33 protein-coding genes are annotated in these 25,597 nt (G+C 62.6%); 13 read left to right on the top strand and 20 right to left on the bottom strand.

What is annotated here, in order from left to right; genetic code table 11:
• Positions 1-24: 24 nt before the first annotated feature.
• Positions 25-981, top strand: coding sequence for a 23S rRNA (adenine(1618)-N(6))-methyltransferase RlmF (gene rlmF, locus HU748_RS20475; RefSeq protein ID WP_186667882.1), 957 nt, complete (start codon positions 25-27; stop codon positions 979-981).
• A 50-nt stretch (positions 982-1,031) separates the two neighbouring features.
• On the opposite strand, the gene HU748_RS20470 is transcribed toward rlmF, so the two are convergent.
• Positions 1,032-1,313, bottom strand: a complete 282-nt coding sequence (locus tag HU748_RS20470; protein WP_054894359.1) for an HU family DNA-binding protein — start codon at positions 1,311-1,313, stop codon at positions 1,032-1,034.
• Between the two features lie 389 nt (positions 1,314-1,702).
• Between HU748_RS20470 and yejK the strand changes: the two genes are divergently transcribed.
• Positions 1,703-2,710 carry a nucleoid-associated protein YejK gene (gene yejK / locus HU748_RS20465; protein ID WP_186721695.1) on the top strand — a complete coding sequence of 336 codons (1,008 nt, stop codon included), beginning with the start codon at positions 1,703-1,705 and terminating at the stop codon, positions 2,708-2,710.
• 11 nt (positions 2,711-2,721) lie between these two features.
• On the opposite strand, the gene HU748_RS20460 is transcribed toward yejK, so the two are convergent.
• The gene (locus HU748_RS20460) at positions 2,722-3,012 is read right to left on the bottom strand and encodes a GIY-YIG nuclease family protein (RefSeq protein WP_288374342.1); all 291 of its coding nucleotides are present in this window, start codon (positions 3,010-3,012) and stop codon (positions 2,722-2,724) included.
• A 57-nt stretch (positions 3,013-3,069) separates the two neighbouring features.
• Here HU748_RS20460 and HU748_RS20455 point away from each other — a divergent pair, with 57 nt between their 5' ends.
• A complete protein-coding gene (locus tag HU748_RS20455) occupies positions 3,070-3,942 on the top strand; it encodes a hypothetical protein (protein WP_186667879.1) in 873 nt (290 codons plus the stop codon).
• A gap of 8 nt (positions 3,943-3,950) precedes the next feature.
• Here HU748_RS20455 and HU748_RS20450 read toward each other — a convergent pair whose 3' ends face one another.
• The 13 genes from HU748_RS20450 to HU748_RS20390 all read right to left on the bottom strand — a co-directional run bounded on the left by HU748_RS20450 (position 3,951) and on the right by HU748_RS20390 (position 14,525).
• Positions 3,951-4,418: a nuclear transport factor 2 family protein gene (locus tag HU748_RS20450; protein ID WP_186721693.1), complete on the bottom strand. Its 468-nt coding sequence runs from the start codon at positions 4,416-4,418 to the stop codon at positions 3,951-3,953.
• Between the two features lie 102 nt (positions 4,419-4,520).
• Positions 4,521-5,801, bottom strand: coding sequence for an MFS transporter (locus HU748_RS20445; protein WP_186721691.1), 1,281 nt, complete (start codon positions 5,799-5,801; stop codon positions 4,521-4,523).
• Between the two features lie 13 nt (positions 5,802-5,814).
• Positions 5,815-6,462: a FadR/GntR family transcriptional regulator gene (locus HU748_RS20440; protein WP_186667872.1), complete on the bottom strand. Its 648-nt coding sequence runs from the start codon at positions 6,460-6,462 to the stop codon at positions 5,815-5,817.
• A gap of 120 nt (positions 6,463-6,582) precedes the next feature.
• Positions 6,583-7,632 (bottom strand): histidinol-phosphate transaminase, encoded by a 1,050-nt coding sequence (hisC, locus tag HU748_RS20435; protein ID WP_186721689.1) that lies wholly within the window; start codon positions 7,630-7,632, stop codon positions 6,583-6,585.
• A gap of 2 nt (positions 7,633-7,634) precedes the next feature.
• Positions 7,635-8,957, bottom strand: coding sequence for a histidinol dehydrogenase (gene hisD, locus HU748_RS20430; RefSeq protein WP_186667868.1), 1,323 nt, complete (start codon positions 8,955-8,957; stop codon positions 7,635-7,637).
• 127 nt (positions 8,958-9,084) lie between these two features.
• The gene (gene hisG, locus HU748_RS20425) at positions 9,085-9,720 is read right to left on the bottom strand and encodes an ATP phosphoribosyltransferase (protein WP_186667866.1); all 636 of its coding nucleotides are present in this window, start codon (positions 9,718-9,720) and stop codon (positions 9,085-9,087) included.
• Positions 9,721-9,823: 103 nt separating this feature from the next.
• Positions 9,824-11,089, bottom strand: coding sequence for a UDP-N-acetylglucosamine 1-carboxyvinyltransferase (murA, locus tag HU748_RS20420; RefSeq protein WP_186721687.1), 1,266 nt, complete (start codon positions 11,087-11,089; stop codon positions 9,824-9,826).
• A gap of 24 nt (positions 11,090-11,113) precedes the next feature.
• Positions 11,114-11,353: a BolA family protein gene (locus tag HU748_RS20415; RefSeq protein ID WP_028689666.1), complete on the bottom strand. Its 240-nt coding sequence runs from the start codon at positions 11,351-11,353 to the stop codon at positions 11,114-11,116.
• Positions 11,354-11,471: 118 nt separating this feature from the next.
• The gene (locus tag HU748_RS20410; protein WP_186667862.1) at positions 11,472-11,774 is read right to left on the bottom strand and encodes an STAS domain-containing protein; all 303 of its coding nucleotides are present in this window, start codon (positions 11,772-11,774) and stop codon (positions 11,472-11,474) included.
• Positions 11,771-12,424, bottom strand: coding sequence for an ABC transporter substrate-binding protein (locus tag HU748_RS20405; protein WP_186667860.1), 654 nt, complete (start codon positions 12,422-12,424; stop codon positions 11,771-11,773). Before HU748_RS20405 ends, HU748_RS20410 begins: the two co-directional genes overlap by 4 nt.
• 9 nt (positions 12,425-12,433) lie before the next feature.
• Positions 12,434-12,919 carry an outer membrane lipid asymmetry maintenance protein MlaD gene (gene mlaD / locus HU748_RS20400; protein WP_186667858.1) on the bottom strand — a complete coding sequence of 162 codons (486 nt, stop codon included), beginning with the start codon at positions 12,917-12,919 and terminating at the stop codon, positions 12,434-12,436.
• The gene (gene mlaE / locus HU748_RS20395) at positions 12,919-13,716 is read right to left on the bottom strand and encodes a lipid asymmetry maintenance ABC transporter permease subunit MlaE (RefSeq protein ID WP_186667856.1); all 798 of its coding nucleotides are present in this window, start codon (positions 13,714-13,716) and stop codon (positions 12,919-12,921) included. Before mlaE ends, mlaD begins: the two co-directional genes overlap by 1 nt.
• A complete protein-coding gene (locus HU748_RS20390; protein WP_186667853.1) occupies positions 13,716-14,525 on the bottom strand; it encodes an ATP-binding cassette domain-containing protein in 810 nt (269 codons plus the stop codon). Before HU748_RS20390 ends, mlaE begins: the two co-directional genes overlap by 1 nt.
• A gap of 245 nt (positions 14,526-14,770) precedes the next feature.
• Here HU748_RS20390 and HU748_RS20385 point away from each other — a divergent pair, with 245 nt between their 5' ends.
• The 10 genes from HU748_RS20385 (at position 14,771) to HU748_RS20340 (ending at position 21,769) form a co-directional block, all read left to right on the top strand.
• Complete coding sequence (locus HU748_RS20385; protein WP_186721685.1) at positions 14,771-15,745, top strand: KpsF/GutQ family sugar-phosphate isomerase; 975 nt, start codon at positions 14,771-14,773, stop codon at positions 15,743-15,745.
• Positions 15,746-16,270, top strand: coding sequence for a 3-deoxy-manno-octulosonate-8-phosphatase KdsC (kdsC, locus tag HU748_RS20380; RefSeq protein ID WP_186711068.1), 525 nt, complete (start codon positions 15,746-15,748; stop codon positions 16,268-16,270).
• A gap of 8 nt (positions 16,271-16,278) precedes the next feature.
• Positions 16,279-16,851: an LPS export ABC transporter periplasmic protein LptC gene (lptC, locus tag HU748_RS20375; RefSeq protein ID WP_186667840.1), complete on the top strand. Its 573-nt coding sequence runs from the start codon at positions 16,279-16,281 to the stop codon at positions 16,849-16,851.
• Positions 16,838-17,362: a lipopolysaccharide transport periplasmic protein LptA gene (lptA, locus tag HU748_RS20370; RefSeq protein ID WP_186721683.1), complete on the top strand. Its 525-nt coding sequence runs from the start codon at positions 16,838-16,840 to the stop codon at positions 17,360-17,362. The genes lptC and lptA overlap by 14 nt, the downstream gene beginning before the upstream one ends.
• Entirely contained in the window at positions 17,363-18,088 is a 726-nt protein-coding gene (gene lptB, locus HU748_RS20365; protein WP_186667838.1) for an LPS export ABC transporter ATP-binding protein, read from the top strand.
• Between the two features lie 173 nt (positions 18,089-18,261).
• Positions 18,262-19,755, top strand: a complete 1,494-nt coding sequence (locus HU748_RS20360; protein WP_186667837.1) for an RNA polymerase factor sigma-54 — start codon at positions 18,262-18,264, stop codon at positions 19,753-19,755.
• 78 nt (positions 19,756-19,833) lie between these two features.
• Positions 19,834-20,142 carry a ribosome-associated translation inhibitor RaiA gene (raiA, locus tag HU748_RS20355; RefSeq protein ID WP_054894382.1) on the top strand — a complete coding sequence of 103 codons (309 nt, stop codon included), beginning with the start codon at positions 19,834-19,836 and terminating at the stop codon, positions 20,140-20,142.
• A 12-nt stretch (positions 20,143-20,154) separates the two neighbouring features.
• Positions 20,155-20,619, top strand: a complete 465-nt coding sequence (gene ptsN, locus HU748_RS20350; RefSeq protein WP_186667836.1) for a PTS IIA-like nitrogen regulatory protein PtsN — start codon at positions 20,155-20,157, stop codon at positions 20,617-20,619.
• Positions 20,620-20,621: 2 nt separating this feature from the next.
• Complete coding sequence (gene rapZ / locus HU748_RS20345) at positions 20,622-21,476, top strand: RNase adapter RapZ (protein ID WP_186721681.1); 855 nt, start codon at positions 20,622-20,624, stop codon at positions 21,474-21,476.
• A 20-nt stretch (positions 21,477-21,496) separates the two neighbouring features.
• Positions 21,497-21,769 carry an HPr family phosphocarrier protein gene (locus HU748_RS20340; protein WP_054894385.1) on the top strand — a complete coding sequence of 91 codons (273 nt, stop codon included), beginning with the start codon at positions 21,497-21,499 and terminating at the stop codon, positions 21,767-21,769.
• Positions 21,770-21,798: 29 nt separating this feature from the next.
• On the opposite strand, the gene HU748_RS20335 is transcribed toward HU748_RS20340, so the two are convergent.
• The 5 genes from HU748_RS20335 to HU748_RS20315 are packed head-to-tail and all read right to left on the bottom strand — an operon-like array spanning position 21,799 to position 25,577.
• Positions 21,799-22,692, bottom strand: a complete 894-nt coding sequence (locus HU748_RS20335) for a ZIP family metal transporter (protein WP_186711074.1) — start codon at positions 22,690-22,692, stop codon at positions 21,799-21,801.
• A gap of 11 nt (positions 22,693-22,703) precedes the next feature.
• A complete protein-coding gene (locus HU748_RS20330) occupies positions 22,704-23,315 on the bottom strand; it encodes a superoxide dismutase (RefSeq protein WP_186721679.1) in 612 nt (203 codons plus the stop codon).
• Between the two features lies 1 nt (position 23,316).
• The gene (locus HU748_RS20325) at positions 23,317-23,778 is read right to left on the bottom strand and encodes a hypothetical protein (protein WP_186721677.1); all 462 of its coding nucleotides are present in this window, start codon (positions 23,776-23,778) and stop codon (positions 23,317-23,319) included.
• Positions 23,779-23,806: 28 nt separating this feature from the next.
• Entirely contained in the window at positions 23,807-25,183 is a 1,377-nt protein-coding gene (locus HU748_RS20320; protein ID WP_186721675.1) for a class II fumarate hydratase, read from the bottom strand.
• The gene (locus HU748_RS20315) at positions 25,176-25,577 is read right to left on the bottom strand and encodes a FagA protein (protein ID WP_186721673.1); all 402 of its coding nucleotides are present in this window, start codon (positions 25,575-25,577) and stop codon (positions 25,176-25,178) included. Before HU748_RS20315 ends, HU748_RS20320 begins: the two co-directional genes overlap by 8 nt.
• Positions 25,578-25,597: the final 20 nt, after the last annotated feature.

Raw genomic sequence — 25,597 nt, 5'->3', positions numbered from 1 at the left:
GTGCACGCAACACCGGACACGAGCATGACCCAGAATAAACCCACCCTGCACCCGCGCAACCGCCACCAGGGCCGCTACGACTTCCCCGCGCTGATCAAGGCGCACCCGGACCTTGGCCGCTTCACCCTGACCAACCCCCACGGCAAACCCAGCATCGATTTCGCCAACCCCGAGGCCGTGCGGGTGTTCAACCGTGCCTTGCTCAAGGCCCAGTACGGCATCCAGCACTGGGACATCCCCGCTGACTACCTGTGCCCGCCGATCCCTGGGCGGGCCGACTACATCCATGTGCTGGCCGACTTGCTGGCCGAAGACAACGGCGGGCAAGTGCCACGCGGCGCCCAGGTGCGCGCGCTGGACGTCGGCGTCGGCGCCAACTGCATCTACCCGCTGCTCGGCCATAGCGACTACCGCTGGCGCTTCCTCGGCTCGGATATCGACGCCACGGCGCTGGCTTCGGCCAAGGCGATCGTCCAGGCCAATGGCCTGACCAAGGCCATCACCCTGCGCCAGCAGGCCAACCGCAAGCACATCCTCAGCGGCCTGCTGCAGGACGACGAGCGCTTCGACCTGACCCTGTGCAACCCACCCTTCCACAGTTCGCGCGAGGAGGCCACCCGTGGCAGCCAGCGCAAATGGAAGAACCTGGGCAAGCAGGACCCCAGCCGCAAGCTACCGGTGCTGAACTTCGGTGGGCAGAACAACGAGTTGTGGTGCGAAGGCGGTGAGATCCGCTTCGTCACCCAACTGGTGAACGAAAGCGTGCAGTACGGCGGGCAGGTGCTGTGGTTCACCAGCCTGGTGTCCAAGGCCGGCAATCTGCCGGGTATCGAAGCGGTGCTCAAGAAAGCAGGCGTGAAAGCCCAGCGCATCGTCGAGATGGGCCAGGGCCAGAAACAGAGCCGCATGGTGGCCTGGAGCTTCCAGGACGACGCCATGCGCGGCGCCTGGCATGCCGCGCGGGGCAAGGCACAGGCATGAAAAAACCGCGCCCGGACAAGCCGGGCGCGGTTTCAATGAAGCATCGACAATTACTTGTTGATGGCGTCGTTCAGGACCTTGGCCGGTACGAACTTGACGACTTTCTTGGCAGCGATTTCGATGGCAGCGCCAGTCGAAGGGTTGCGGCCAGTACGGGCAGGACGCTCGGAGACTTTCAGCTTGCCGATGCCTGGCAGGGTGATTTCAGCGCCGTTTTCCAGTTGGTCGGCGACGATCTGGCCCAGTTGCTCCAGAGCGTTGCGCGCGGTGGTTTTCGGCGCGTCGATGGCTTCGGCGATGTCGGCAATCAGTTGGTCTTTGGTCAATGCCATGGTGGTGTTCCTTCCCTATCAAATCAGAGGTATGCAGCGTGCTTCATCGTTATCGGGCTGCGCGGAAGGTCCGGCGAGCCTCGCCAATCGCGTATGTAGATACGAAAATCAGCGTTTGGTTCGACACGACGCAAGCGAGCTGCCAGCAATGCGCCACCCCAAGGGGCGCAAGACGGCGCAAAGCTAACACAGGAATCAGGAAATATCCGCTGTCGACCGTGATTTTATTCAGGTTTTTCGGGGGGTTGCCCGAAAAACGCAGATTTTTGAACAAAAAACGAACAACTGACATTTCCGCCAACATCTGGCCACTGCATCACCCCTGCGCTGCGGTAAACTGAGCCACTTTGCAGCGCGGTTTCGCTCCGCCCACCCTTTCAGAGAATTCCATGCCAATCCGTCATTGCATCGTTCACCTGATCGACAAGAAGCCCGATGGCAGCCCCGCCGTGCTCCATGCGCGAGACACCGAGCTGGCGGCGTCGGACGCCATCGAGAACCTCCTGGCCGACCTCAACGACAGCTATAACGCCAAACAAGGCAAAGCCTGGGGCTTCTTCCACGGAGAGTCCGGCGCCTATCCGCTCAGCGGCTGGCTCAAGCAGTATCAGGAAGGGGAAAAGGACTTCACCACTTTCAGCCGCATCGCGGTCGAGCACCTGCAGAAGCTGATGGAAGAGTCGAACCTGTCCACCGGCGGTCACGTGCTGTTCGCCCATTACCAGCAAGGCATGACCGAATACCTGGTCATCGCCCTGCTGCACCACAGCGAAGGCGTGGCAGTGAACGCCGAACTGGACGTCACCCCGTCGCGGCACCTGGACCTGGGCCAACTGCATCTGGCCGCGCGAATCAACCTGTCCGAGTGGAAGAACAATCAGCACTCGAAGCAGTACATTTCCTTTATCAAGGGCAAGAATGGCAAGAAGGTGTCGGATTACTTCCGCGACTTCATCGGCTGCCAGGAGGGTGTCGACGGCCCGGGCGAAACCCGCACGTTACTCAAGGCCTTCAGCGACTTCGTCGAAAGCGAAGACCTCCCCGAAGAGGCTGCGCGCGAGAAGACCCAGACCCTGGTGGACTACGCCACCAGCCAGACCAAGCAGGGCGAGCCGATCACCCTGGAGGAACTGTCGAGCCTGATCGACGAGGACCGCCCCAAAGCGTTCTTCGACCATATTCGCAACAAGGACTACGGCCTGTCGCCGGAAATCCCCGCGGACAAACGCACCCTCAACCAGTTCCGCCGTTTCACCGGCCGCGCCGAGGGCCTGTCGATCAGCTTCGAGGCCCACCTGCTGGGCTCGAAGATCGAATATGACGAAGAAGCCGGAACCCTGGTGATCAAAGGCTTGCCGACCCAACTGGTCGACCAGCTCAAACGCCGCAAGGACTGATCACGCCCCCGCTACACCTCGCCAACAGTAAAGGAGGCGACCAGCGCCTCCTTTGCCGACTTGCGCAGTTTTTTCACCAGCCGTTCCTGGCGCAAGGCCTCGCCCTTGTCCGGCCACTGCTCGACATAGACCAGCGCCTGCGCCGGACTGGTCTTGAAATAACGTGCGCCCTGCCCTTTCCGATGCTTCTGGAAGCGTCGCTGCGGATCGTCACTGATGCCGCAATACAACGAGCCATTGGCCGCCCGCACGAGGTAGACGTACCAGGGTTTGGCCTCCCGTTCGGGAATCTCTTCACTCACCACAGGGATCCTGAGTGTCATTAGTTTGGAGAGCCCATCCATCTCGAGGGCTCTACCATGTTGAAAGAATCTTCCCGGCTGCTCCTGGCCGCAGCTGCGCTGCTGACCTCACATTTGGCCCAGGCGTCCCTGGGGCAGCGAACCGCTGCACAGATGCAGGAAAACTATGATGCCGCACTGATTGACTGCGGGGGCTCGGCCATTCCGGCCCACGGCTGTTCGGGCGTACTGATTCGCGCGACCAAACCCTCCCCCAAATACCACACCTGGCATCATAGCCCGAACAACAAGGAAAAAGGCGGCGTCTCGTTCTCCTATCTGCGCGCCGATCTGCCAATCACGCGTCTGGCTGCCGACGCCCGCAGCGGCTTTACCCTGTACCCGCGCATGCAGCGCCCGGCAGGGTCGATCAGCTATCAAGTGCTGTGCGCCTGGCCAACCGATGGCGATACCTGGACCCGTGAACAACAAGGGTGTGGCAACAACAGCGAAACTACCTTCAACGAACGCCTGTGCCACGAGCAAGGCATCATGACCGCGCAGGCCTGGATCGACCAGTTCCGCCGCACCGGGGACTACAGACGCCAATGCGCATTCGATGTCCGTGACACCCGCAAGAGCGAGCGCGCCGAAGCCTTTTACCAGAGTCTGATGGCACAGCGAATGTTCGCCTCCGAACTGCCATTCCCTTGGAACGAAGTCATCGTTCAGGCTTGGGAGGAAGACCAGTCCCACAGACTGCCGATCCAGTCGTTCTTCCATATCGAAGGCATGTGGGGGGCGCTCGAGCAGGCACAGGCCGACCAGAAGGACTGGCACAGGACCTACGGCACCTACATCCCGATCATTCGCATCCGCATGCCCCTGCAGGCCCACGACAAGGCCACATTCAGCTATCACAGCAAAGAGCAGGCGGTTCCCACGTCCTGAAAAGACGCTCAGCGCGCCTGAAATGCCCGCAGGCCCTTGTTGGCCTGCTGGCGGACCTTGTTTCTGACCAGGGGACTCCATCCCAGCAACAGGCCGGGCGTACCAAGGGCTTGGCGCGACCAACGCCACAGGTCGAAGCTGTCGTCATGCTGGCAGATCAAGCCGTCGCGAAACACGAAACGAGCCTGGATATCATTGACTACGGTGCGTCCGGTCTGGCTGAACAGGTAAGTGGCGACCCAATGGGCACTGCCACCCCGTGCGTCCGCGTGCACGCTGTCGAAGGTCAGGGAGAAGTCTTTGGCGCGAGTGGTCAGCATCCGCCACATATCGCCCACATCCTGGCCGCGCAAAGTACCGAAGGCCGGATCGCTGAAGACGATGTCATCGCTGTAGCAGGCCACCATGGCCTCGGCGTCCAGGCGCTGGAACGCCTGGTAGAAACGGGTGATCAGGGCGCTGTTGGCGTCGCTCATGGGGCAGGTCCGTCCTGGGAATCGAGAGCTGCACGATAATCCGCGCCACGCCTTCGCGCCATGGTCATTTGCGCCATGAATGCATCCAGCCTCGTACCGGCTTCACACCCGTTCGCTAACGACCTGCACATGCAGTGCCCGCCCAGCGCCCAGGCCAAAGACGATCGCCCCCAGCCCCAGTACCGCGAAAATCCAGCCGACCGCTGCCCAGCCGCCGGTGAGGTCATGTACCAGGCCGACAGCGAACGGGCCCATCGAAGCCAGCGTGTAGCCGACCCCCTGGGCCATGCTCGAAAGGTTCGCCGCCACGTGCGAATCCTTCGAGCGCAACACGATCAGGGTCAGGGCCAGAGCGAAGGTACCGCCTTGCCCCAGCCCCAGCAGTATCGCCCAACCCCACAGCCCCGAGATCGGCGCATACAGGCATCCGAACAGACCACCGAGGGTGACCAGCATCACCACCACGATCGCCAGGCGCTGGTCCTTGCCGCGGGTCGCCAGCCAAGGCGCACTGAGCGAACTGATCAACTGCACCAGCACCGACCCCGAGAGCACCAGCCCAGCTTCCGTGGGGCTCAGCCCACGACCGATGAGAATCGACGGCAGCCAGCCGAACACGATGTAGGCCAGCGAGGACTGCAACCCCATGTACAGGGTCACCTGCCAGGCCAGCCGATCACGCCACAGCCCGCGTACCCGATAGGCCACCTGGTGCGCACCATGTCCATTGCGCGCCTGGGGCGACCACACCAGCATCGCCAGCAGCGCCGGTAGCAGCCAGAAGCCCAGCCCCATGGCCCAACTGTCGCCGAAGTACCGGCTCAAGGGCACGGTGCTGCCTGCGGCCATCGCTGCACCGAAGCACAGGGCCATGGTGTAGACGCCCGTCAGGGTGCCGGCGTGAGCCGGGAAGTCACGCTTGACGATACCCGGCAGCAGCACGCCGATGATGCCGATGCTGGCACCGGCGATCAGGCTGCCGACGAACACACCGGTCGCACCGAGCGCACTGCGCAACAGGATCCCCAGCGCCAGGGTCAGGAGGATGCCCAGAATCACCCGCTCGCTGCCGAAACGACGCGCCAGGATCGGCGCCAGCGGTGCGAACAGGCCCAGGCACAGGACCGGCAAGGTCGTCAGCAGACCTGCAGCGGACGCATTGAGGCCCAGGCCCTCGGACACCTGGCCCAGCACTGGCGCCATGCTCGACAGCGCCGGGCGCAGGTTCAGCGCGACCAGCCCCAGCCCCAGCAGCAGCAACCAAGGTCGACGCAGCACCACCGGTTGCTGCTGGACCTGTTCGTCGTCGGCCTCGGCATCGATCAGCAGTTCATCGAGTTCGGGGTCGTGCTTGGAACGGTTGGGCGTCAGTTGTTCAGGCATGGGGCACTCGGGCTCAGGATTCGATGAGGGCCCGGCTCAGGCGCTTGGCCGTGTCCGGGTCGCGTTGTTCGATGGCGTCGAGGATCTGCACGTGCAGATCGAACACCCGTTGACTGCGGGGAAGCGCACTCATGTTGTGCTGGACCGCTGCAGCGACGACGCTGGAAAAGTAGCGGTACAACTCGCTCAGTGCGGGGTTGTGCGCAGCGTCCACCAGGCGCTGGTGGAACACCAGGTCACAGGCCACATAGGTGTCCAGGTCGCCGTGGAAGTGCCCGCAACTGTGCTCCAGGGCCTCGCGCAAGCCGCGCAGATCATCGTCGGTACGCCGCAAGGCGGCGAGGCCGATAGCCTCGGCTTCGAGGATGCAGCGGGTCTCGCGAGCCTGCTCGACCGTGCAGCGCGAGATGGCCTGCACCGCCTGCAAGGGGTCTTGGGCGGCGCGCAGGTAACTGCCATCGCCCTGGCGCACTTCGACCAGACCACTGAAGGCCAGCACGCGCATGGCCTCACGCACGGTATTGCGGCTGATGCCCAGCTCCAGGGCCAGTTCCGGCTCGGTAGGCAGACGCTGCCCCACAGCCCATGCGCCCTGGGCGATGCGCTCGCGCAATTGGTCCACGGCTTGCTCCACCAGGGAGCGCTTGATCAACAGGGACATATTAACGTCCAGTCATCGGATGAATTTACAACTTGTGACAATAGCGCTGAAAAGCATCGCGGGGCAAGTCGGAGTGGCAATGCAGCGATCCGACCTGCCCCGCGATAGAGACGCCGCGAACTATCCGTTCAACGCATCGATCAACGCCTGGTTCATCTCCGGCGTCCCTACGGTGATCCGCAGGAACTGCGCAATCCGGGCCTGCTTGAAGTGCCGCACGATCACACCCTGCTCACGCAGACGCGCCGCCAGTTCAGCCGCGTCCTGTTGCGGGTGACGGGCGAAGATGAAGTTGGCCGCCGATGGCAACACCTCGAAGCCCCGCGCCGTCAACTGCTCGACCAGTGCCTCGCGGCTGTCGATGACCTTGCGGCAGGTCTCGTCGAAATAAGCGCGATCTTCGAACGCCACCGCCGCGCCGACGATCGCCATGCGATCCAGCGGATAGGAGTTGAAGCTGTTCTTGATCCGCTCCAGCGCCTCGATCAGGTCCGGGTGCCCCACTGCCAGCCCCACCCGCAGGCCAGCCAGCGAGCGCGACTTGGACAGGGTCTGGGTCACCAGCAGGTTGTCGTAGCGGTCCACCAGGGCAATGGCGGTTTCGCCGCCAAAGTCGATGTAGGCTTCGTCCACTACCACCACCGAGTCGCGATTGGCCTTTAGCAACTGCTCGATCGCCTCGAGCGGCAACAGACAGCCGGTCGGTGCGTTGGGGTTGGGGAAGATGATCCCGGCGTTTGGTTTTTCATAGTCCTCGATGCGGATCTGGAACTGCTCGTCCAGCGCTACCTGCTCGAAGTCGATACCATACAAGCCGCAATACACCGGATAGAAGCTGTAGCTGATATCCGGGAACAGCAGCGGCGCGCCGTGCTGGAACAGGCCGTGGAAGATGTGCGCCAGCACTTCGTCCGAACCATTACCGACGAAGACCTGCTGCGGGGTGACCTGGTAGTAGTCAGCCACGGCCTGCTTGAGCCGGTCGCTGTTCGGATCGGGGTAAAGGCGCAGGTTGTCGCTCAACTCGCCACGCATGGCCTCCAGCGCCTTGGGCGAAGGCCCATAGGGGTTTTCGTTGGTATTGAGCTTGACCAGGCGTGCCAGCTTGGGTTGCTCGCCCGGCACGTAAGGCACCAGGTCCTTGACGAAGGGGCTCCAGAATCGACTCATGTTCAGTTCCCCTTCTCGTTGAGGATGCGGTATTCGGCGCTACGGGCGTGGGCGGTCAGCGACTCGCCGCGGGCCAGTACGGATGCAGTGTGACCGAGCTCGGACGCGCCCTGCTCGGAGCAGAAGATGATCGACGAACGCTTCTGGAAGTCATACACCCCCAGAGGCGAGGAGAACCGCGCGGTGCCGGAGGTCGGCAACACGTGGTTGGGACCTGCGCAGTAGTCACCCAGGGCCTCGCTGGTGTGGCGGCCCATGAAGATCGCGCCGGCATGACGGATCTGCGGCAACCAGGCCTGCGGGTCGGCGACCGACAGTTCGAGGTGCTCGGGGGCGATGCGGTTGGCGACCTCGATGGCCTGCTGCATGTCACGCACCTGGATCAGGGCGCCTCGGCCGTTGATCGACTTCTCGATGATCTCGGCGCGCTCCATGGTTGGCAGCAGCTTGCCGATGCTGGCCGCCACGCGGTCGAGGAAAGCCGCATCGGGGCTGACCAGGATTGCCTGGGCGTCTTCATCGTGCTCAGCCTGGGAGAACAGGTCCATGGCGATCCAATCCGGGTCGGTCTGGCCATCACATACCACGAGAATTTCCGACGGCCCGGCGATCATGTCGATGCCAACCTGGCCGAACACGTGACGCTTGGCGGTGGCTACGTAGATATTGCCGGGACCGACGATCTTGTCGACCTGCGGCACGCTCTCGGTGCCATAGGCCAACGCCGCGACTGCCTGGGCGCCACCGACGGTGAACACGCGGTCGACACCGGCGATGCAGGCTGCAGCCAGCACCAGTTCGTTGATTTCTCCACGCGGGGTCGGCACCACCATGACCACCTCGCCGACACCGGCGACCTTGGCGGGGATGGCATTCATCAGTACCGACGACGGGTACGACGCCTTGCCACCAGGCACATACAGCCCTGCGCGATCGAGCGGGGTGACTTTCTGGCCGAGCACGGTGCCATCGGCTTCGGTGTACTGCCAGGAGTCCTGTTTCTGCCGCTCGTGGTAGCTGCGCACGCGATTGGCGGCGGTTTCCAGCGCCTCGCGCTGGGCTGCGGAAATGCGGGTCAGGGCCAGTTCCAGGCGCTCGCGACCAAGGATCAGGTCATCGATGGACTTGGCATCAACGCCATCGAAACGCTGGGTGAACTCCACCAGCGCCGCATCGCCACGCTCGCGAACGGCCTTGATGATGTCGAGAACCCGCTGGTTGACCGCGTCATCGGACACGCTTTCCCAGCTCAGCAGATGATCCAGATGTCGCGCGAAATCCGGATCAGCGGCGTTGAGACGGGCAATTGCAGTGGACACGGTCATGACGAGGGCCTCGTTTTATTGGCGAATGCTCAGGCGCCCTAGGCTACCAGTCCATCCGCGCGGGCACCCGAGAAAAGTGGCTATGACGCGGATAGACGGGCGCGACAGCGAAGGTCGCGCGCAGAAGTCAGCCGCGGTGTCGCGATTCGACAGCCTTGCGCAGGGTGTCGATGAGACTCTGGATACGGGCGTGCTGCATCTTCATGGAGGCCTTGTTCACCACCAGGCGCGAACTGATCGTGGCGATCAGCTCCTGTGGCTCCAGGCCATTGGCGCGCAGGGTGTTGCCGGTATCCACCACGTCGATGATCTTGTCGGCGAGGTTGATCAGGGGGGCCAGTTCCATGGAGCCATAGAGCTTGATGATGTCGACCTGGCGGCCTTGTTCAGCGTAGTAGCGCTTGGCTACGTTGACGAACTTGGTGGCCACACGCAGACGCCCCTTGGGCTCGGGTGCGCCGACGACACCAGCGGTCATCAACTTGCACTTGGCGATCTGCAGGTCGAGCGGCTCGTACAGGCCCTGGCCGCCGTATTCCATCAACACGTCCTTGCCGGCCACACCCAGGTCGGCGGCACCATGCTCGACATAGGTCGGCACGTCGGTGGCACGCACGATGAGCAGGCGCACATCGTCCTGCGTGGTGGGGATGATCAGCTTGCGGCTCTTGTCCGGATTCTCGGTCGGCACGATACCGGCCTCGGCCAGCAGCGGCAGGGTATCGTCGAGAATACGGCCTTTTGAAAGCGCGATGGTCAACATTGCAACGTCGGTCCTTAAGCGGCTACAGCCGACCAGGTCATCGACCTGGCCGTGTTCGATTCGGCTGGCACGTCCGTGTGCCGATCACAGGCAGATAGCGCGACTAGCCCGGTACGCGACGGATCTTCGCGCCCAGCATCTGCAGTTTTTCCTCGATGCACTCGTAACCACGGTCGATGTGGTAGATGCGATCGATCAGGGTATCGCCTTCGGCCACCAGCGCAGACAGCACCAGGCTCGCCGAAGCGCGCAGGTCAGTCGCCATCACGGGCGCGCCCTTGAGCATGTTGACCCCAGTGACGATGGCGGTGTTGCCCTCGACCTGGATCTGCGCGCCCATGCGGTGCATCTCGTACACGTGCATGAAGCGGTTTTCGAAGATGGTCTCGATCACAGCGCCAGTGCCTTCGGCAATGGCATTGAGGGAGATGAACTGTGCCTGCATGTCGGTCGGGAATGCCGGATACGGCGCGGTACGCAGGTTCACGGCTTTGGGCCGTTTGCCGTGCATGTCCAGCTCGATCCAGTCTTCACCGGTGGTGATGTCGGCACCCGCTTCCTTGAGTTTCTCGAGGACGGCTTCGAGGATGGTCGGATCGGTGTCCTTGACCTTGACACGGCCGCCGGTGACAGCAGCAGCCACGAGGTAGGTACCGGTCTCGATACGGTCGGGCATCACACGGTAGCTGGCCGAGTGCAGGCGCTCGACGCCATCGATGGTGATGGTGTCGGTGCCGGCGCCCTGGATCTTCGCACCCATGGCGATCAGGAAGTTGGCCAGATCGACCACTTCAGGTTCGCGCGCGGCGTTCTGCAGCACGCTGCGGCCCTTGGCGAGCGCAGCGGCCATCATGATGTTCTCGGTACCGGTCACGCTGACCGTATCGAAGAAGAAGTGCGCGCCACGCAGGCCACCTTCAGGGGCCTTGGCCTTGATGTAGCCGCCTTCAACTTCGATCTTCGCGCCCATGGCTTCAAGGCCACGGATGTGCAGGTCGACAGGGCGCGAACCGATGGCGCAGCCACCTGGCAGGGCGACTTCGGCCTCACCGAAGCGGGCGACCATCGGGCCGAGCACCAGGATAGAGGCGCGCATGGTCTTGACCAGCTCGTAGGGCGCGACCAGCGTCTTGATGGTGCGCGGGTCGATCTCCACCGCCAGCTTCTCGTCGATCACAGGCTCGATGCCCATGCGCCCGAACAGCTCGATCATGGTGGTGATATCGTGCAGGTGCGGCAGGTTGCCGACGGTGACCGGGCCATCGGCCAGAAGCGTAGCCGACAAAATCGGCAGGGCAGCGTTCTTCGCGCCGGAAATGCGGATCTCGCCGTCGAGGCGCGCGCCGCCAGTAATAATCAGTTTGTCCATTTCAATCTCGCCGCCAACGTTGGCTCAGGTGCGCTCAGCCCAGGCTGCGCTGCTGAAAAATTTCATGGTTACCGCATGGATGCTGCCGTTGGCGATCCACGGATTCAGGTGAGCATAGATCGCCTGCTGACGCTTGACCGGGCTCTGGCCAGCCAGCTCGTCGCTGATCACGTTCAACTGGAAGTTGCAGCCTTCGCCTTCAACTTCAACCCGGGTTCCCGGCAGTTTTTCTTCAAGGAAGCTCTTAACTTCTACGGCCTGCATGCTCAACCTCAATCGGCGCCCAGTGCGCGCGGGTCGGCCATGATACAAAAAAGCCCCTCGCCTGCGAAGCCCATACGAGGACGCGCTGACCGAGGGGCCTTCCCTTGTTGACGGGTCATCAGCCCGCCAGTACTTCATCGAGGTCGTAGACCTCGGCGATTTCACGCATGTCTGCAGGCATGCCGCGCACTTCCCAGGCCTTGCCAGCGGCCTGGGCATCACGCATGAACGCCAGCAGCAACGACAGCCCCACGCTGCTGGACTTGCTCACGGCCGAGCAGTCGAGCACCAGCCGCTGCTCGCGGCTGGCGGCGATCAGCGCCTTACCCTGCTTGCGCAGTGCCGGCCCGCTGCGGTAGTCCAGCACACCGGCCAGGCGCAGGACACCCGGCTCGGCCATAGTCATGTCGGCTTCACTCATTTGACAGTCTTCTCGGGAGAGCTGTCGGCAGCTTCCTTGGCCTTTGCCACTTCGCCAGCCCAGCCGTCGATGGTCTTGTCGAGGTTGTTGCCGTTACGGTTCATCGCGTCGGCGAACTGATCGCGGAACAGCTTGCCGATGTTGATGCCGTTGACGATGACATTGCGCACCTTCCATTCGCCCCCGATGTTTTCCAGGGTGTACTGGACCGGATACACGGCACCATTATTGCCGGACACCTTCATGCCCACCGAGGCACGCTGGCCATCATCCGGCTTGGCGGGATCGACGGTAATGCCCTGGTTGTCGTATTCCAGCAATGCATTGCCGTAGAACTGGAACAGACTGCGGCGGAAATTCTCCTGGAAGCGCTGCATCTGCTCGGGCGTGGCCTTGCGCGAGTACTTGACGGTCATGATGCTTCTGGAAATGCCGTCAGCGTCTACTACCGGGCCAAGGATGCGGTTGAGCGCATCATAGAAGGCTGCGGGGTTGGACTTGTACTGTTCCTTGTTCGCCTTGAGGTCGGACAGCAGCTCAGTGGTGGTGCCCTGAACCACGTCGCGCGGGGACTGGCCCGGCGCCGCCAGGGCCATCAGGGGGAAGGCCGCCAGCAGGACCAGCAGGCCACGTCGCAGGATCGAAATCATGGAAACTCCTCAATTAGCTGGTTGGGCTTCTTTCGGTTCCTTGCCAACGGAGTTGAGCAGGAACTTGCCAATCAGATCTTCCAGCACCAGCGCCGACTGGGTGTCGTGGATGGTGCTGCCATCCTTGAGCACCTGCTCTTCACCGCCCACGCTGATGCCGATGTACTTCTCGCCGAGCAACCCGGCGGTCAGGATCGAGGCAGTGGAATCGGTCGGCAGGTTGTCGACCGACTTGTCCAACTGCAAGGTGACCCGACCGGTGTAGGAGTCGCGATCCAGATCGATGGCCGTGACCTTGCCGATGGTCACACCGGCCATGGTCACTTTAGCTCTGACAGTCAAACCGGCGATATTGTCGAAGTACGCATAAACTTTATAGGTATCGCTGCTCGGGCTGGCCGACAATCCACTGACACGCAGGGCCAGCAGCAGCAGCGCCAGGATCCCGGCCAGGAGGAACAGGCCGACACCGATTTCCAGGGTGCGGTTTTGCATCAGAAATCTCCAAACATCAAGGCGGTCAGAATAAAGTCCAGACCCAGGACTGCCAACGAGGCATAGACCACGGTCTTGGTGGTGGCACGGCTGATCCCCTCTGAAGTGGGTTCGCAGTCATACCCCTGGAATACGGCGATCCAGGTGACGACGAAGGCAAACACCAGGCTCTTGATCAGCCCGTTGATCACGTCATCGCTGAAAGAAACGCTGTTCTGCATGTTGGCCCAGAAAGAGCCTTCGTAGACCCCCAGCCAGTCCACGGCCACCCAGGATCCACCCCAGATACCGACCACGCTGAAGATCAGCGCCAGCAGCGGCAGCGAGATGAAGCCGGCCCACAGGCGTGGGGCAACGATGTACTTGAGCGGGTCGACACCGATCATCTCCAGGCTGGAGAGCTGCTCGGTGGACTTCATGTTGCCGATCTCGGCGGTCAGTGCCGAACCCGCACGCCCGGCGAACAGCAGCGCCGTGACGACAGGGCCCAGCTCGCGAAGCAGCGTCAGCGCGACCATCTGCCCGACAGCCTGCTCGGAACCGTACTTGGTGAGGATGCTATAGCCTTGCAGGGCCAGCACCATGCCGATGAACACGCCGGACACCACGATGATCGCCAGCGACAGCACGCCCACCGAATAGAGCTGCTTGGTCAGCAGCTGGAAGCCGCCACCGATGCCGCCACGCCCGGCCAGGGCATGAAAAAGGAACAGGCACGAGCGCCCGAGCACGGCCAGCACGTCGATGGCGGCACGCCCGAACAGGCGAATGCGTTCGAGTAAGGATTTTCTGCGCATCAACGCGCTCCCAGCAGATCGGCGCGGTAGTCTGGCGCAGGAAAATGAAATGGCACCGGACCATCCGGGTCGCCCTTCATGAACTGGCGGATGCGCGGATTGTCCGACCCCATCAGTTCGTCAGGCGTGCCCTGCCCCAATACCTGCCCATCACCCACCACATAGAGGTAGTCGGCGATACTCGCGGTTTCGGCGAGGTCGTGGGAGACAACGATGCTGGTGATGCCCAGGGCATCGTTGAGCAGACGGATCAGGCGCACCAGAACGCCCATCGCGATCGGGTCCTGGCCGACGAAAGGCTCGTCGTACATGAGGATCTGCGGGTCCAGCGCGATCGCCCGGGCCAGCGCCACACGGCGCTTCATGCCGCCTGACAGCTCGTCCGGCATCAGGTCGATGGCACCGCGCAGGCCCACGGCCTGCAGCTTCATCAGGACGATGTCGCGAATCATCTCGTCGGACAACTGGGTGTGCACCCGCAGCGGGAAGGCCACGTTCTCGAAGACATCCAGGTCGGTGAACAGCGCACCGCTCTGGAACAGCACCCCCATCTGCTTGCGCGCATCGAACAGGTCGCTGCGCGACAGGGCCGGCAGGTTCTGCCCGCCTACCCAGACTTCGCCGCTGGAGGGACGCAGCTGCGCGCCCATCAGGCGCAGCAGGGTTGTCTTGCCGCACCCGGAAGGTCCCATGATGCCGGTGACCTTGCCGCGGGGTATACGGATGTCGACATTGCTGAAAATGCTACGCGAACCGCGTTTGAAGGTGACCCCCTTCAACTCGACCGCGTAGGCGCTATCCGAACTCATCTAGACTCCTTGCAATGCAGCCTCGTCTACATGGACGCCTGCCTTCATCGTGAAGGCACACGCATCCCTGGCGGGCCGAATAGCGGCGAACTATAGCACCGCGCAAAGTTGTCCCCAAGGCCATTTCCCCGAGTCGTTCAGGCACCGTACAGCTATTTTGCAACTTCCTACGACAACTCGAAGGTGAGCGTTTCACACATTGCCGCTATAATCGGCGCCTTTTCATCAGGCATTGCTTTTTCGACATGAGCCAATCCAGCGAGCTGATCCAATCCGCCCAGCGCACCCTGCGCCTGGAACTCGAGGCCGTAGAAGGCCTGCGGGCCCGTATCGACGACAATTTCGTCAAGGCCTGCGAGCTGATCCTGGCCAGCAAGGGTCGGGTCGTCGTGGTGGGCATGGGCAAGTCCGGCCATATCGGCAACAAGATCGCCGCCACCCTCGCCAGTACCGGCACCCCGTCGTTCTTCGTGCACCCGGCAGAGGCCAGCCACGGCGACATGGGCATGATCACCCGCGACGACGTCATCCTCGCCCTGTCCAACTCCGGCAGCACCGCCGAGATCGTCACGCTGCTGCCGCTGATCAAGCGCCTGGGCATCCAGATGATCAGCCTGACCGGCAAGCCGGACTCACCGCTGGCACAGGCCGCCGAAGTCAACCTCGACGCCAGTGTCGCCCAGGAAGCCTGCCCGCTGAACCTGGCGCCCACCTCGTCCACCACCGCTGCATTGGTCCTGGGTGATGCCCTGGCCATCGCCCTGCTCGAGGCACGCGGCTTCACCGCCGAGGATTTCGCGTTCTCCCATCCGGGTGGCGCCCTGGGCCGTCGCCTGCTGTTGAAAGTCGAGAACGTCATGCACGCGGGTGACGAACTGCCCCAGGTACAGCGCGGCACGCTGCTCAAGGACGCCTTGCTGGAGATGTCGCGCAAGGGCCTGGGCATGACCGTGGTCATGGAGCACGACGGCCGCCTGGCCGGCGTCTTCACCGACGGCGACCTGCGCCGCAGCCTGGATCGCAACATCGACGTGCACAAGACGCTCATCGACGAAGTCATGACTGTTCACGGCAAGACCGCCCGCGCCGAAATGCTCGCGGCCGAAGCCCTGAAGATCATGGAAGACCACAAGATCAGCGCACTGGTGGTGGTCGATAACCAGGATCGCCCGACCGGCGCCCTGAACATGCACGACCTGCTGCGCGCCGGAGTGATGTAAATGACCCAGGACCTGATGCAACGCGCCAAGGCCATCAAGCTGGCCGTCTTCGACGTGGACGGCGTGCTGACCGACGGCCGCCTGTACTTCCTCGAGGACGGCAGCGAATTCAAGACCTTCAACACCCTCGATGGCCACGGCATCAAGATGCTGATGGCCTCGGGCGTGACCACCGCGATCATCAGTGGGCGCAAGACCCCCGTGGTCGAGCGTCGGGCAAAGAACCTGGGCATTCCACACCTGTTCCAGGGGCGCGAGGACAAGCTGGTGGTGCTCGACGGCCTGCTCGCCGAACTGGGCCTGAGCTACGAGCAGGTCGCCTACCTGGGCGACGACCTCCCCGATCTCCCGGTAATCCGCCGGGTGGGCCTGGGGATGGCCGTGGCCAACGCGGCGCCCTTCGTCCGCGAGCACGCCCACAGCGTCACCCAGGCACGCGGCGGCGAAGGCGCAGCCCGCGAGTTCTGTGAACTGATCATGCAGGCCCAGGGCACCCTGGACGCTGCCAACGCCCATTACCTGTAGGCCACGCCATGCTCAGCAAGAAACTTCGAAACGCCGTGCTGCTGGCAGCCATCGCTGCGCTGCTGGTTGCGATCGGCTACTGGAACATCAGCCCTGAGAGCTTCCTCGACAAGCCCACGGCACAGGTCGACGAAAGCGCCATCGACTACTATGCGATCAACGCCCACAGCGTACAGTTCCTGCCCGACGGCAGGCTGCAATACGAAATGACCGCGGACAAGGTCGAACACTTGAAAGCCAGCGAAGTCACCCTGGTGACCACGCCAGACATGCACATCTACCGTGGGACAGCATTCCCATGGCACGTGCAGAGCGTGCGCGCCGAGGTCAATCCGGACGGCACCGAGGTCGAACTGATCGACAACGTGCGGATCGCCCGCACCGACGAAAAACAACGCGACACCCTGATCACCAGTAGCCGGATGACCGTGTTCCCGCAGAAGCAATATGCGCAGACCGATCAAGCCGTTAGAATCGACGGCGCCGGTGGCACGACTACGGGCGTAGGAATGAAAGCATATTTGGAAGACGGCAGGATGGACCTGCTGTCCAACGTAAGAGGACAGTATGAGGCTCGTTAAAACCCTCCCCCTTTTGCTCAGCCTGAGCGCAGCACTGGGAAGCGCGAGCGCCTTCGCCCTGCCGAACGACCGTGACCAGCCGATCCGCATCCAGGCGGACAACGCGCACCTGGACGACAAACAGGGCGTTGCCACCTACACGGGCGATGTGATCATCACTCAGGGCTCGATGATGATCAAAGGCAATACCGTCACCATGACTCGCGCCGCCTCGGGTGACATCGACGTCGTGACCTCGGTGGGCAACCTGGCCTACTTCGAGCAGCAGCAGAGCACCGCCAAGCCCGACAAGATGAAGGGCTGGGCCGTCACCATCCAGTACCAGGCGCAAAAGGATATCGTCATCCTCACTGACCGCGCCAAGGTCGAGAACGAAGGCAACACCACCGAAGGCGAGAAAATCGTCTACAACACCAAGACCCAGGTGGCGACCGCCGGTCGTGGTGGCAACGTGACTGCACCTCGTCAGCGTATCGACATGGTGATCCAACCGAAGAAAAAGGCCGAGTAAATGGCAACCCTCAAAGCCCAGCACCTGGCCAAGAGCTACAAGGGCCGCCAGGTCGTCCGCGACGTCAGCCTGTCGATCGACAGCGGCCAGATCGTCGGCCTGCTCGGCCCCAACGGCGCCGGCAAGACCACCTGCTTCTACATGATCGTGGGGCTGGTCCAAGCCGACCAAGGGCGCGTGCTCATCGACAGCCACGATGTCAGCCACCAGCCCATGCATGGCCGGGCCCAGGCAGGCATCGGCTATCTGCCGCAGGAAGCGTCGATCTTCCGCAAGCTGTCGGTCGCCGACAACATCATGGCCATACTCGAGACGCGCAAGGACCTAGACCGCGATGGACGGCGCAAGGAGTTGGAAAGCCTGCTGCAGGAGTTCCACATCAGCCACATCCGTGACAACCTCGGCATGAGCCTGTCCGGTGGCGAACGCCGCCGCGTCGAAATTGCCCGCGCCCTGGCGACTGCACCGAAGTTCATCCTGCTGGACGAACCCTTCGCTGGCGTCGACCCGATTTCCGTGGGTGATATCAAACAGATCATCCACCATCTGAAGGCCAAGGGCATCGGCGTACTGATCACCGACCACAACGTGCGCGAAACACTCGACATCTGCGAGACCGCCTACATCGTCAACGATGGTCAACTGATCGCCGAAGGCGACGCCGAGACCATCCTGGCCAACCAGCTGGTCAAGGAAGTCTACCTGGGCCACGAGTTCCGTCTCTGATCCCCGGGACCTGCCTGGAGCATTGGAAAAGCCTGGTGAAACGGGCTTAAGTGTTACAGTGCTCTAGGCAAACGCTACAATTTCAGGCATATAACTTGCTTAAGATTTGGCGCTCCGGCGCCCTGTAGTGGATGGCGCATGCGCGCCGGCGAACAAGGTATTAAGCCCCAGCCATGAAACCATCGCTCGTCCTAAAAATGGGCCAGCAACTGACGATGACCCCGCAGTTGCAACAGGCCATCCGTCTGCTCCAGCTCTCCACCCTGGACCTCCAACAGGAAATCCAGGAAGCGCTGGAGTCCAATCCGATGCTCGAACGTCAGGAAGACGGCGACGACTTCGACAACAGCGATCCGATGGCGGAAAACGGCGAAAGCAAACCTGCCACCGAAGCCCAGGACAACAGCTTCCAGGAAACCACCGTCAGCACGGAAAACCTCGAAGAGGGCGAGTGGAACGAGCGCATCCCCAACGAATTGCCGGTCGACACGGCCTGGGAAGACATCTACCAGACCAGCGCCAGCAGCCTGCCCAGCAACGATGACGACGAGTGGGACTTCACCACGCGCACCTCGGCCGGCGAAAGCTTGCAGAGCCATCTGCTGTGGCAGCTCAACCTGGCACCGATGTCCGACACCGACCGCCTGATCGCTGTCACTCTCATCGACAGCATCAACGATCAGGGCTATCTGGAAGACAGCCTCGAGGAAATCTGCGCCGGATTCGACCCGGAGCTGGACATCGAGCTGGATGAAGTCGAAGCCGTGCTGCACCGCATCCAGCAGTTCGAGCCGGCCGGCGTCGGCGCCCGCAACCTGGGCGAATGCCTGCTGCTGCAACTGCGCCAACTGCCGGCGAGCGTGCCGTGGATGGCCGAGGCCCAGCGCCTGGTCACCGACTACATCGACCTGCTCGGCAGCCGCGACTACAGCCAGCTCATGCGTCGCATGAAGCTCAAGGAAGACGAGCTGCGCCAGGTCATCGAGCTGGTGCAAAGCCTCAATCCGCGCCCGGGCTCGCAGATCGAATCGAGCGAGCCGGAGTACGTGATTCCAGACGTCATCGTGCGCAAGGACAGCGACCGCTGGCTGGTCGAACTGAACCAGGAAGCGGTGCCGCGCCTGCGGGTCAATCCGCAGTATGCAGGCTTCGTCCGCCGTGCCGACACCAGCGCGGACAACACCTTCATGCGCAACCAGTTGCAGGAAGCGCGCTGGTTCATCAAGAGCCTGCAAAGCCGCAACGAGACACTGATGAAAGTGGCGACCCAGATCGTCGAACACCAGCGTGGTTTCCTCGACCACGGCGATGAAGCCATGAAGCCCCTGGTGCTGCATGACATCGCCGAGGCGGTGGGCATGCACGAGTCGACCATTTCGCGGGTCACCACGCAGAAGTACATGCACACTCCCCGTGGCATCTACGAATTGAAATACTTTTTCTCGAGCCATGTGAGCACCGCCGAAGGCGGCGAATGCTCGTCTACGGCGATCCGCGCGATCATCAAGAAACTGGTGGCCGCGGAAAATCAGAAAAAGCCATTGAGTGACAGCAAGATCGCTGGTTTACTGGAGGCACAAGGCATCCAGGTAGCCCGCCGCACCGTCGCCAAGTACCGCGAATCGCTGGGGATTGCCCCATCGAGCGAGCGCAAGCGATTGATGTAGCCCCGGGATGTGCCACAGCGTTTCAGTGGCAGGTGCAATACCTGCCTCTTTATGCACGGGCAACAAAGGAGAAGCTGTATGCAAGTCAACATCAGTGGCCAGCATGTAGAAGTCACCCAACCACTGCGCGAATACGTGCTCGAGAAGCTCGCCCGCGTGGAAGGGCATTTCGACAAGATCACCAATGCAACGGTGATCATGAAGGTCGAGAAGCTGCAGCAGAAGGTTGAAGCAACACTCCAGATTCCCGGCGGCGAAGTGGTCGCCAACGCTGAACACCAAGACATGTATGCCGCGATCGACGCATTGGCTGACAAGCTCGACCGCCAACTGAAAAAACACAAGGAAAAACAGCAAAGCCTGCTGCAAGGTGCGGCTGCCCGCTGATCCCCCTCATCCATGATCCGACTTGAAACCATCCTGACCCCCGGCCGTTCCCTCGTGAACGTGCCGGGCGGCAGCAAGAAGCGCGCCCTGGAAAAGGTCGCCACCCTGATTGCCGAGCAAGTACCTGAGCTTGCGATGCAAGACGTCTTCGAAAAGCTCATCGCTCGCGAAAAACTGGGCTCCACCGGCTTCGGTAATGGCATCGCCATTCCCCACTGCCGTCTGGAAGGTTGTACCGCCCCCGTCAGCGCCCTGCTGCACCTGGACGCACCCATCGACTACGACGCCATCGACGGCGCCCCCGTGGACCTGCTGTTCGTGCTGCTGGTCCCGGAAGCGGCCACCGATGCCCACCTCGAACTGCTGCGCCAGATCGCCAGCATGCTCGATCGCAAGGAAGTCCGTGATCGCCTGCGTGCCGCCGACAGCAGCGAAGCCCTCTACCAGGTAGTCCTGGACGCACAGAACGAGCACTGAACATGCGCCTGATCATCGTCAGCGGCCGGTCCGGCTCCGGCAAGAGCACCGCGCTCGATGTGCTGGAAGACAACGGCTACTACTGCATCGACAACCTGCCCGCCGGGTTGCTGCCGCAGCTGGCGGAAAACGCGCTGATCAACACCGAACTGATGCAACCCAAGGTCGCCGTGTCCATCGATGCGCGCAATCTACCCAGCCATCTGTCGCGCTTCCCCGAATTGCTCGAGGAAGCGCGCGCCCGTCACATCCAGTGTGACGTGCTGTACCTGGACGCCGACGAAGACACGCTGCTCAAGCGGTTCTCCGAAACCCGCCGTCGCCACCCCCTGACCAACGCGGACCGTTCGCTCGCCGAAGCCATCCGCGTCGAAAGTGAGCTGCTCGGCCCCATCGCCGACCTTGCCGACCTCAAGATCGATACCACCAGCCTCAATCTTCACCAACTGCGTGACTCGATCAAGCTGCGTCTGCTTAACCAGCCTGAGCCCGGCACCGCTTTTCTCGTCGAATCCTTCGGTTTCAAGCGCGGCATGCCGGTGGACGCCGACTTGGTGTTCGACGTGCGCTGCCTGCCAAACCCTTACTGGAAACCCGAGCTGCGCGAGCACTCGGGCCTTGAAGCTCCGGTGATCGAGTACCTGGCAGCACAACCGGACGTCGAGGAAATGTTCCAGGACATCTCCAGCTATCTGCTTAAATGGCTACCGCGCTTTGCCGCCAGCAACCGCGCCTATGTCACCATCGCCATCGGCTGCACCGGCGGACACCACCGCTCTGTCTATATCACCGAGCGCCTCGGACAACTGCTGCAGCAAACCCTGAAAAACGTCCAGGTCCGTCACCGCGACCTCTAACCCACAGGATCCACCCCACGATGCCCGCCCGCGAAATCACCATCATCAACAAGCTGGGCCTGCACGCCCGGGCGGCAGCCAAGTTCGTCGGCGTGGCCGGGAAGTTTCCCTGCCAGGTTCGAGTCGGGCGCGCCCCCGACAAGCTGGTGGACGGCAAGAGCATCATGGCAGTGATGATGCTGGCCGCAGGTAAAGGCACCCAGGTGCACCTGCATACCGAGGGTGAGCAGGACAACGACGCACTGGATGCACTGGTGGCGTTGATCAACAATTATTTCGACGAAGGCGAGTAAGCCCTCGCCCCGTCTCTCGCCCGGCAGCCTCAGGACATCGCGGTGTCCATCACCATCATCAGGCAGAATCCGATGCATAGCCCCAGGCTTGCCAGGCGGTGATTGCCATTGCTGCGCGACTCGGGAATGATTTCCTGGGTCACCACCAGCAACATCGCTCCCGCCGCACACGCAAGCCCCAGCGGTAGCAGCAGTTCGGCGACATTCACCAGCCAGGCACAGATCACCGCCGCCACCGGCTCCACCAGCCCGGATGCTGCACCGATCAGGAAGGCCTTGAACCGCGACATCCCTGCCCCCGCCAACACCAACGCAATCACCAGCCCTTCAGGCACATCCTGCAGGGCAATGCCCATGGCCAGGCTGTCAGCGTCCGGCATGCCGCCCCCCGCTGAAACACCAATGGCCATACCTTCCGGGATGTTGTGCGCAATGATCGCGGCCACGAACAGCCAGATACGCGCAGCGATCACCGGCTGATTGCCCTGCCCGACCATGGATTCCGGCGAAACCCCGGAGATTCGCAAGTCGACCAGGAACAGGCACAGCGCCCCGAGCAACAACCCGGCACTGACCAGACCACCGGCGCCCCAAGGGCTGAAGCCGATGGACTGCGCCGCATCAAGACCCGGGATGATCAGGGAGAACGCGGTGGCCGCCAGCATCACCCCGGCGCCGAAGCCAAGCAAGGTGTCAGCCACCGCTACCGGCATGTTGCGGATCACCAGCACCGGTACCGCGCCCAACGCCGTGCCCAGCGCGCACAGTGCGCCGCCTTCGAGCGCACGTAACATGCGCGGTTCCAGGTCCAGCCAGGCGATGCCCCGCGCCACCAACAGCGCCGTGCCGACCAGCAACAGCAAAGTCCCAAGCGCCAGTCGGAACAGGCGCACACTGCTGACAGACATCACCTCGGAGCGCATGGCAGATCGACTCACTTCAGGGCTTCAAGGTAGCGACGTTCCACTTCCGTCCAGTCGACGACGTTGTAGAAGGCACCGATATATTCGGGACGACGGTTCTGGTACTTCAGGTAGTAGGCGTGCTCCCACACGTCCAACCCCAGGATCGGTGTGTTGCCGTGCATCAGCGGACTGTCCTGGTTGCCGCTGCTCTCCACCACCAGCGTCTTGGCCGGGGTGACGCTGAGCCAGGCCCAACCGCTGCCGAAACGGGTCAGCGCAGCCTTGGTGAATGCGTCCTTGAACGCCTCGAAGCCACCGAGCTGCGTATCGATGGCCTGGGCCACCTGACCCTGGGGGTGGCCACCGCCCTTGGGCGACATCACGGTCCAGAACAACGCATGGTTGGCATGGCCGCCGCCCTGGTTGATTACCGCTCCCTGCAGCTTTTCGGGCAGCTGCTTGACCGCGCCGACCAATTTTTCGACCGGCCATTCGGCCCACTCGGTCCCTTCGATGGCGGCGTTGAGGTTGTTCACATAGGTCTGGTGGTGCTTGCTGTGGTGAATCTGCATGGTCTGGGTATCGATGTGCGGCTCCAGCGCATCGTAGGCGTAAGGCAGAGCAGGCAAGGTGTGGGGCATGTCAGTGAATTCCGTATGCAGGTGAACGGTGAGTGGCATCCGGCCGGGCAGACAGTTCGCTCGCTTCAGGCACATGGCGATTGAGCAGGCGCTCGGTGCGTGGGTACTGGCCGTATTCGGCGATAAAGCTCAACAGCTCGGTGTAGGTGCGCCCGCTGTGGCGCAACGCGGCATCACGCAGCGCCTCGGGCAGGCGCGGCTCCTGACTGGCCTGGAGCAGCCGCTGGTGGGCCGCACACAGGTAATCGGCGCTCTCGTGGGGCTGGTTCAGGCGCAGGTGCAGGTCAGCCAGGTTGTGATGGGCAATGACGAAGGCCGCCACCGCCTCGTCGACGTCATGCCAGCGCTCGAACAGCACCTGGGCCAGGGCCAGGGCTTGCAGGTAGTGTTCCCGGGCGTCTACCAGCTCACCTTGTTCGAACAGGCGATTGGCGGTTTCCGTGGTGCGTTTCCAATGCTGCATGACGTGTCTCCTGGGCGAGGACCGTGGATCAGATACCGCCAGCGGTGAGTTTTTCCGGGTCCAGCAGGGCCTCGAGCTGGTCACGCGACAGGTCGGTATGCTCCAGCGCCACTTCCACGATAGGGCGACCTTGCTTGTAGGCGGTCTTGGCAATCTCGGCGGCCTTGAGGTAGCCGATGATCGGGTTCAGTGCCGTGACCAGGATCGGGTTGCGCGACAGCGCCTCCTTGAGCTTCGGCTCATTGACCTTGAAGCTGGCAATAGCCTTGTCTGCCAGCAGGCGGCTGGCGTTGGCCATCAGCTCGATGCTCTCCAGCAGGTTGCGAGCGATCACCGGCAGCATGACATTGAGTTCGAAGTTGCCCGACTGGCCGGCAACGGCGATGGTCGCGTCGTTGCCGATGACCTGCGCGGCAACCATCGCGGTGGCTTCGGGGATCACCGGGTTGACCTTGCCCGGCATGATCGAAGAGCCCGGCTGCAGCCCCTCGAGCTCGATTTCGCCAAGCCCGGCCAGAGGGCCGGAGTTCATCCAGCGCAGGTCGTTGGCGATCTTCATCAGCGCGACAGCGGTGGTCTTGAGCTGGCCGGACAACGCCACGGCCATGTCCTGGGAGCCGATCAAGGCGAACAGGTTTTCGCCAGGGGTGAACGGAATGCGGGTCAAGTCGCTCAGTTCACGGGCAAAGCCCACGGCGAACTGCGGGTGGGCATTGATGCCAGTGCCGACCGCTGTACCGCCCTGGGCCAGCGCCTGCAGGGCGGGCAAGGTGGCTTCCAGATGCGCTTGGGCGCCCTTGATCTGTGCCGCCCAGCCCCCCAGCACCTGGCTCATGCGCACTGGCATGGCATCCATCAGGTGGGTGCGGCCGGTCTTGACGTAACGGTGAACCTCGACAGCCTTGGCCTCGATCACCTGGACCAGATGCCCCAGCGCCGGCAGCAGTTGCTCGTGCAAGGCCAGCGCTGCGCTGACGTGAATGGTGGTCGGAATGATGTCGTTGCTGCTCTGACCGCAATTGACATGGTCGTTGGCGTTGACCTTGTCACCCAGCACCCGGCTGGCCAAGGTGGCGATCACCTCGTTGGCGTTCATGTTGGAACTGGTGCCGGAACCGGTCTGGAACACGTCCACCGGGAAATGCTGGATGAAGTCCTCGGCCAGCAGTTGCTCGACCGCCTTGACGATGGCACCGCCCTGCTCCGCGCTCAGTTGCCCCAGCGCGATGTTGGCCTTGGCTGCTGCGGCCTTGGCCAACAGCAGTGCCCGGATGAACTGCAGCGGCATGCGCTGGCCGCTGACCGGGAAGTTGTCGACCGCGCGCTGCGTCTGGGCACCATACAGGGCCTGGGCCGGCACCTGCAGTTCGCCCATGCTGTCACGCTCGATACGGGTATTACTCATCATCGGATCCTTGCATCAGTTCATCGGGGGAAATCGAAGGCAGCAACACGCAACTGGCCAGTTGCATCGCATAGGGCTGCCAGCGCTCGTTCTGCTCGCAACGGTCGAGGTTGCGCAGGTCAAGCAGCGGGCGCCAGGCCTGATCCAGGCACTGGCAGCGCCAATGCCAAGGCAACATGCGGTCGCAGGCGGTATCCAGCAGCAGGCGGAAGGAGATCAGCGCCACGGTCCAGGGCGAGGTCTGGGTGCAACAGACCAGATAGCGCCCCTCGGCCAGGTAATGTTCGATCAGCCGTGGCTCGTCCGGCTCGAGGGCGCAGCGGATGCGCCGACTCAACCAGCGCCAGTTTTCCAGGTAGGGCAATTCGTGGAGGACGGTTTTCATGAACATCATCGCCGAGGGTTACTGGATAA

Origin of the sequence: Pseudomonas sp. RW3S2, from assembly GCF_014268955.1 — a bacterium.
GTDB lineage: Bacteria > Pseudomonadota > Gammaproteobacteria > Pseudomonadales > Pseudomonadaceae > Aquipseudomonas > Aquipseudomonas wayambapalatensis.
The sequence above is the reverse complement of the archived record's forward strand: the minus strand, read 5'-3'. Positions and strand labels throughout refer to the sequence as shown.

Excerpts from the sequence above, each read along its gene's own strand:
- hisD (WP_186667868.1), bottom strand. The coding sequence starts at position 8,957 with ATGACCGTGTCCACTGCAATTGCCCGTCTCAACGCCGCTGATCCGGAT.
- HU748_RS20315 (WP_186721673.1), bottom strand. The coding sequence starts at position 25,577 with ATGATGTTCATGAAAACCGTCCTCCACGAATTGCCCTACCTGGAAAAC.
- HU748_RS20320 (WP_186721675.1), bottom strand. The coding sequence starts at position 25,183 with ATGAGTAATACCCGTATCGAGCGTGACAGCATGGGCGAACTGCAGGTG.
- HU748_RS20385 (WP_186721685.1), top strand. The coding sequence starts at position 14,771 with ATGAGCCAATCCAGCGAGCTGATCCAATCCGCCCAGCGCACCCTGCGC.
- mlaD (WP_186667858.1), bottom strand. The coding sequence starts at position 12,919 with ATGCAAAACCGCACCCTGGAAATCGGTGTCGGCCTGTTCCTCCTGGCC.
- kdsC (WP_186711068.1), top strand. The coding sequence starts at position 15,746 with ATGACCCAGGACCTGATGCAACGCGCCAAGGCCATCAAGCTGGCCGTC.
- HU748_RS20450 (WP_186721693.1), bottom strand. The coding sequence starts at position 4,418 with ATGAGCGACGCCAACAGCGCCCTGATCACCCGTTTCTACCAGGCGTTC.
- ptsN (WP_186667836.1), top strand. The coding sequence starts at position 20,155 with ATGATCCGACTTGAAACCATCCTGACCCCCGGCCGTTCCCTCGTGAAC.
- rapZ (WP_186721681.1), top strand. The coding sequence starts at position 20,622 with ATGCGCCTGATCATCGTCAGCGGCCGGTCCGGCTCCGGCAAGAGCACC.
- HU748_RS20415 (WP_028689666.1), bottom strand. The coding sequence starts at position 11,353 with ATGCAGGCCGTAGAAGTTAAGAGCTTCCTTGAAGAAAAACTGCCGGGA.
- raiA (WP_054894382.1), top strand. The coding sequence starts at position 19,834 with ATGCAAGTCAACATCAGTGGCCAGCATGTAGAAGTCACCCAACCACTG.
- HU748_RS20445 (WP_186721691.1), bottom strand. The coding sequence starts at position 5,801 with ATGCCTGAACAACTGACGCCCAACCGTTCCAAGCACGACCCCGAACTC.
- HU748_RS20330 (WP_186721679.1), bottom strand. The coding sequence starts at position 23,315 with ATGCCCCACACCTTGCCTGCTCTGCCTTACGCCTACGATGCGCTGGAG.
- HU748_RS20410 (WP_186667862.1), bottom strand. The coding sequence starts at position 11,774 with ATGAGTGAAGCCGACATGACTATGGCCGAGCCGGGTGTCCTGCGCCTG.
- hisG (WP_186667866.1), bottom strand. The coding sequence starts at position 9,720 with ATGTTGACCATCGCGCTTTCAAAAGGCCGTATTCTCGACGATACCCTG.
- mlaE (WP_186667856.1), bottom strand. The coding sequence starts at position 13,716 with ATGCGCAGAAAATCCTTACTCGAACGCATTCGCCTGTTCGGGCGTGCC.
- rlmF (WP_186667882.1), top strand. The coding sequence starts at position 25 with ATGACCCAGAATAAACCCACCCTGCACCCGCGCAACCGCCACCAGGGC.
- HU748_RS20340 (WP_054894385.1), top strand. The coding sequence starts at position 21,497 with ATGCCCGCCCGCGAAATCACCATCATCAACAAGCTGGGCCTGCACGCC.
- murA (WP_186721687.1), bottom strand. The coding sequence starts at position 11,089 with ATGGACAAACTGATTATTACTGGCGGCGCGCGCCTCGACGGCGAGATC.
- HU748_RS20360 (WP_186667837.1), top strand. The coding sequence starts at position 18,262 with ATGAAACCATCGCTCGTCCTAAAAATGGGCCAGCAACTGACGATGACC.
- lptA (WP_186721683.1), top strand. The coding sequence starts at position 16,838 with ATGAGGCTCGTTAAAACCCTCCCCCTTTTGCTCAGCCTGAGCGCAGCA.
- yejK (WP_186721695.1), top strand. The coding sequence starts at position 1,703 with ATGCCAATCCGTCATTGCATCGTTCACCTGATCGACAAGAAGCCCGAT.
- lptC (WP_186667840.1), top strand. The coding sequence starts at position 16,279 with ATGCTCAGCAAGAAACTTCGAAACGCCGTGCTGCTGGCAGCCATCGCT.
- HU748_RS20440 (WP_186667872.1), bottom strand. The coding sequence starts at position 6,462 with ATGTCCCTGTTGATCAAGCGCTCCCTGGTGGAGCAAGCCGTGGACCAA.
- HU748_RS20470 (WP_054894359.1), bottom strand. The coding sequence starts at position 1,313 with ATGGCATTGACCAAAGACCAACTGATTGCCGACATCGCCGAAGCCATC.
- HU748_RS20335 (WP_186711074.1), bottom strand. The coding sequence starts at position 22,692 with ATGCGCTCCGAGGTGATGTCTGTCAGCAGTGTGCGCCTGTTCCGACTG.
- hisC (WP_186721689.1), bottom strand. The coding sequence starts at position 7,632 with ATGAGTCGATTCTGGAGCCCCTTCGTCAAGGACCTGGTGCCTTACGTG.
- HU748_RS20390 (WP_186667853.1), bottom strand. The coding sequence starts at position 14,525 with ATGAGTTCGGATAGCGCCTACGCGGTCGAGTTGAAGGGGGTCACCTTC.
- HU748_RS20455 (WP_186667879.1), top strand. The coding sequence starts at position 3,070 with ATGTTGAAAGAATCTTCCCGGCTGCTCCTGGCCGCAGCTGCGCTGCTG.
- HU748_RS20325 (WP_186721677.1), bottom strand. The coding sequence starts at position 23,778 with ATGCAGCATTGGAAACGCACCACGGAAACCGCCAATCGCCTGTTCGAA.
- lptB (WP_186667838.1), top strand. The coding sequence starts at position 17,363 with ATGGCAACCCTCAAAGCCCAGCACCTGGCCAAGAGCTACAAGGGCCGC.
- HU748_RS20405 (WP_186667860.1), bottom strand. The coding sequence starts at position 12,424 with ATGATTTCGATCCTGCGACGTGGCCTGCTGGTCCTGCTGGCGGCCTTC.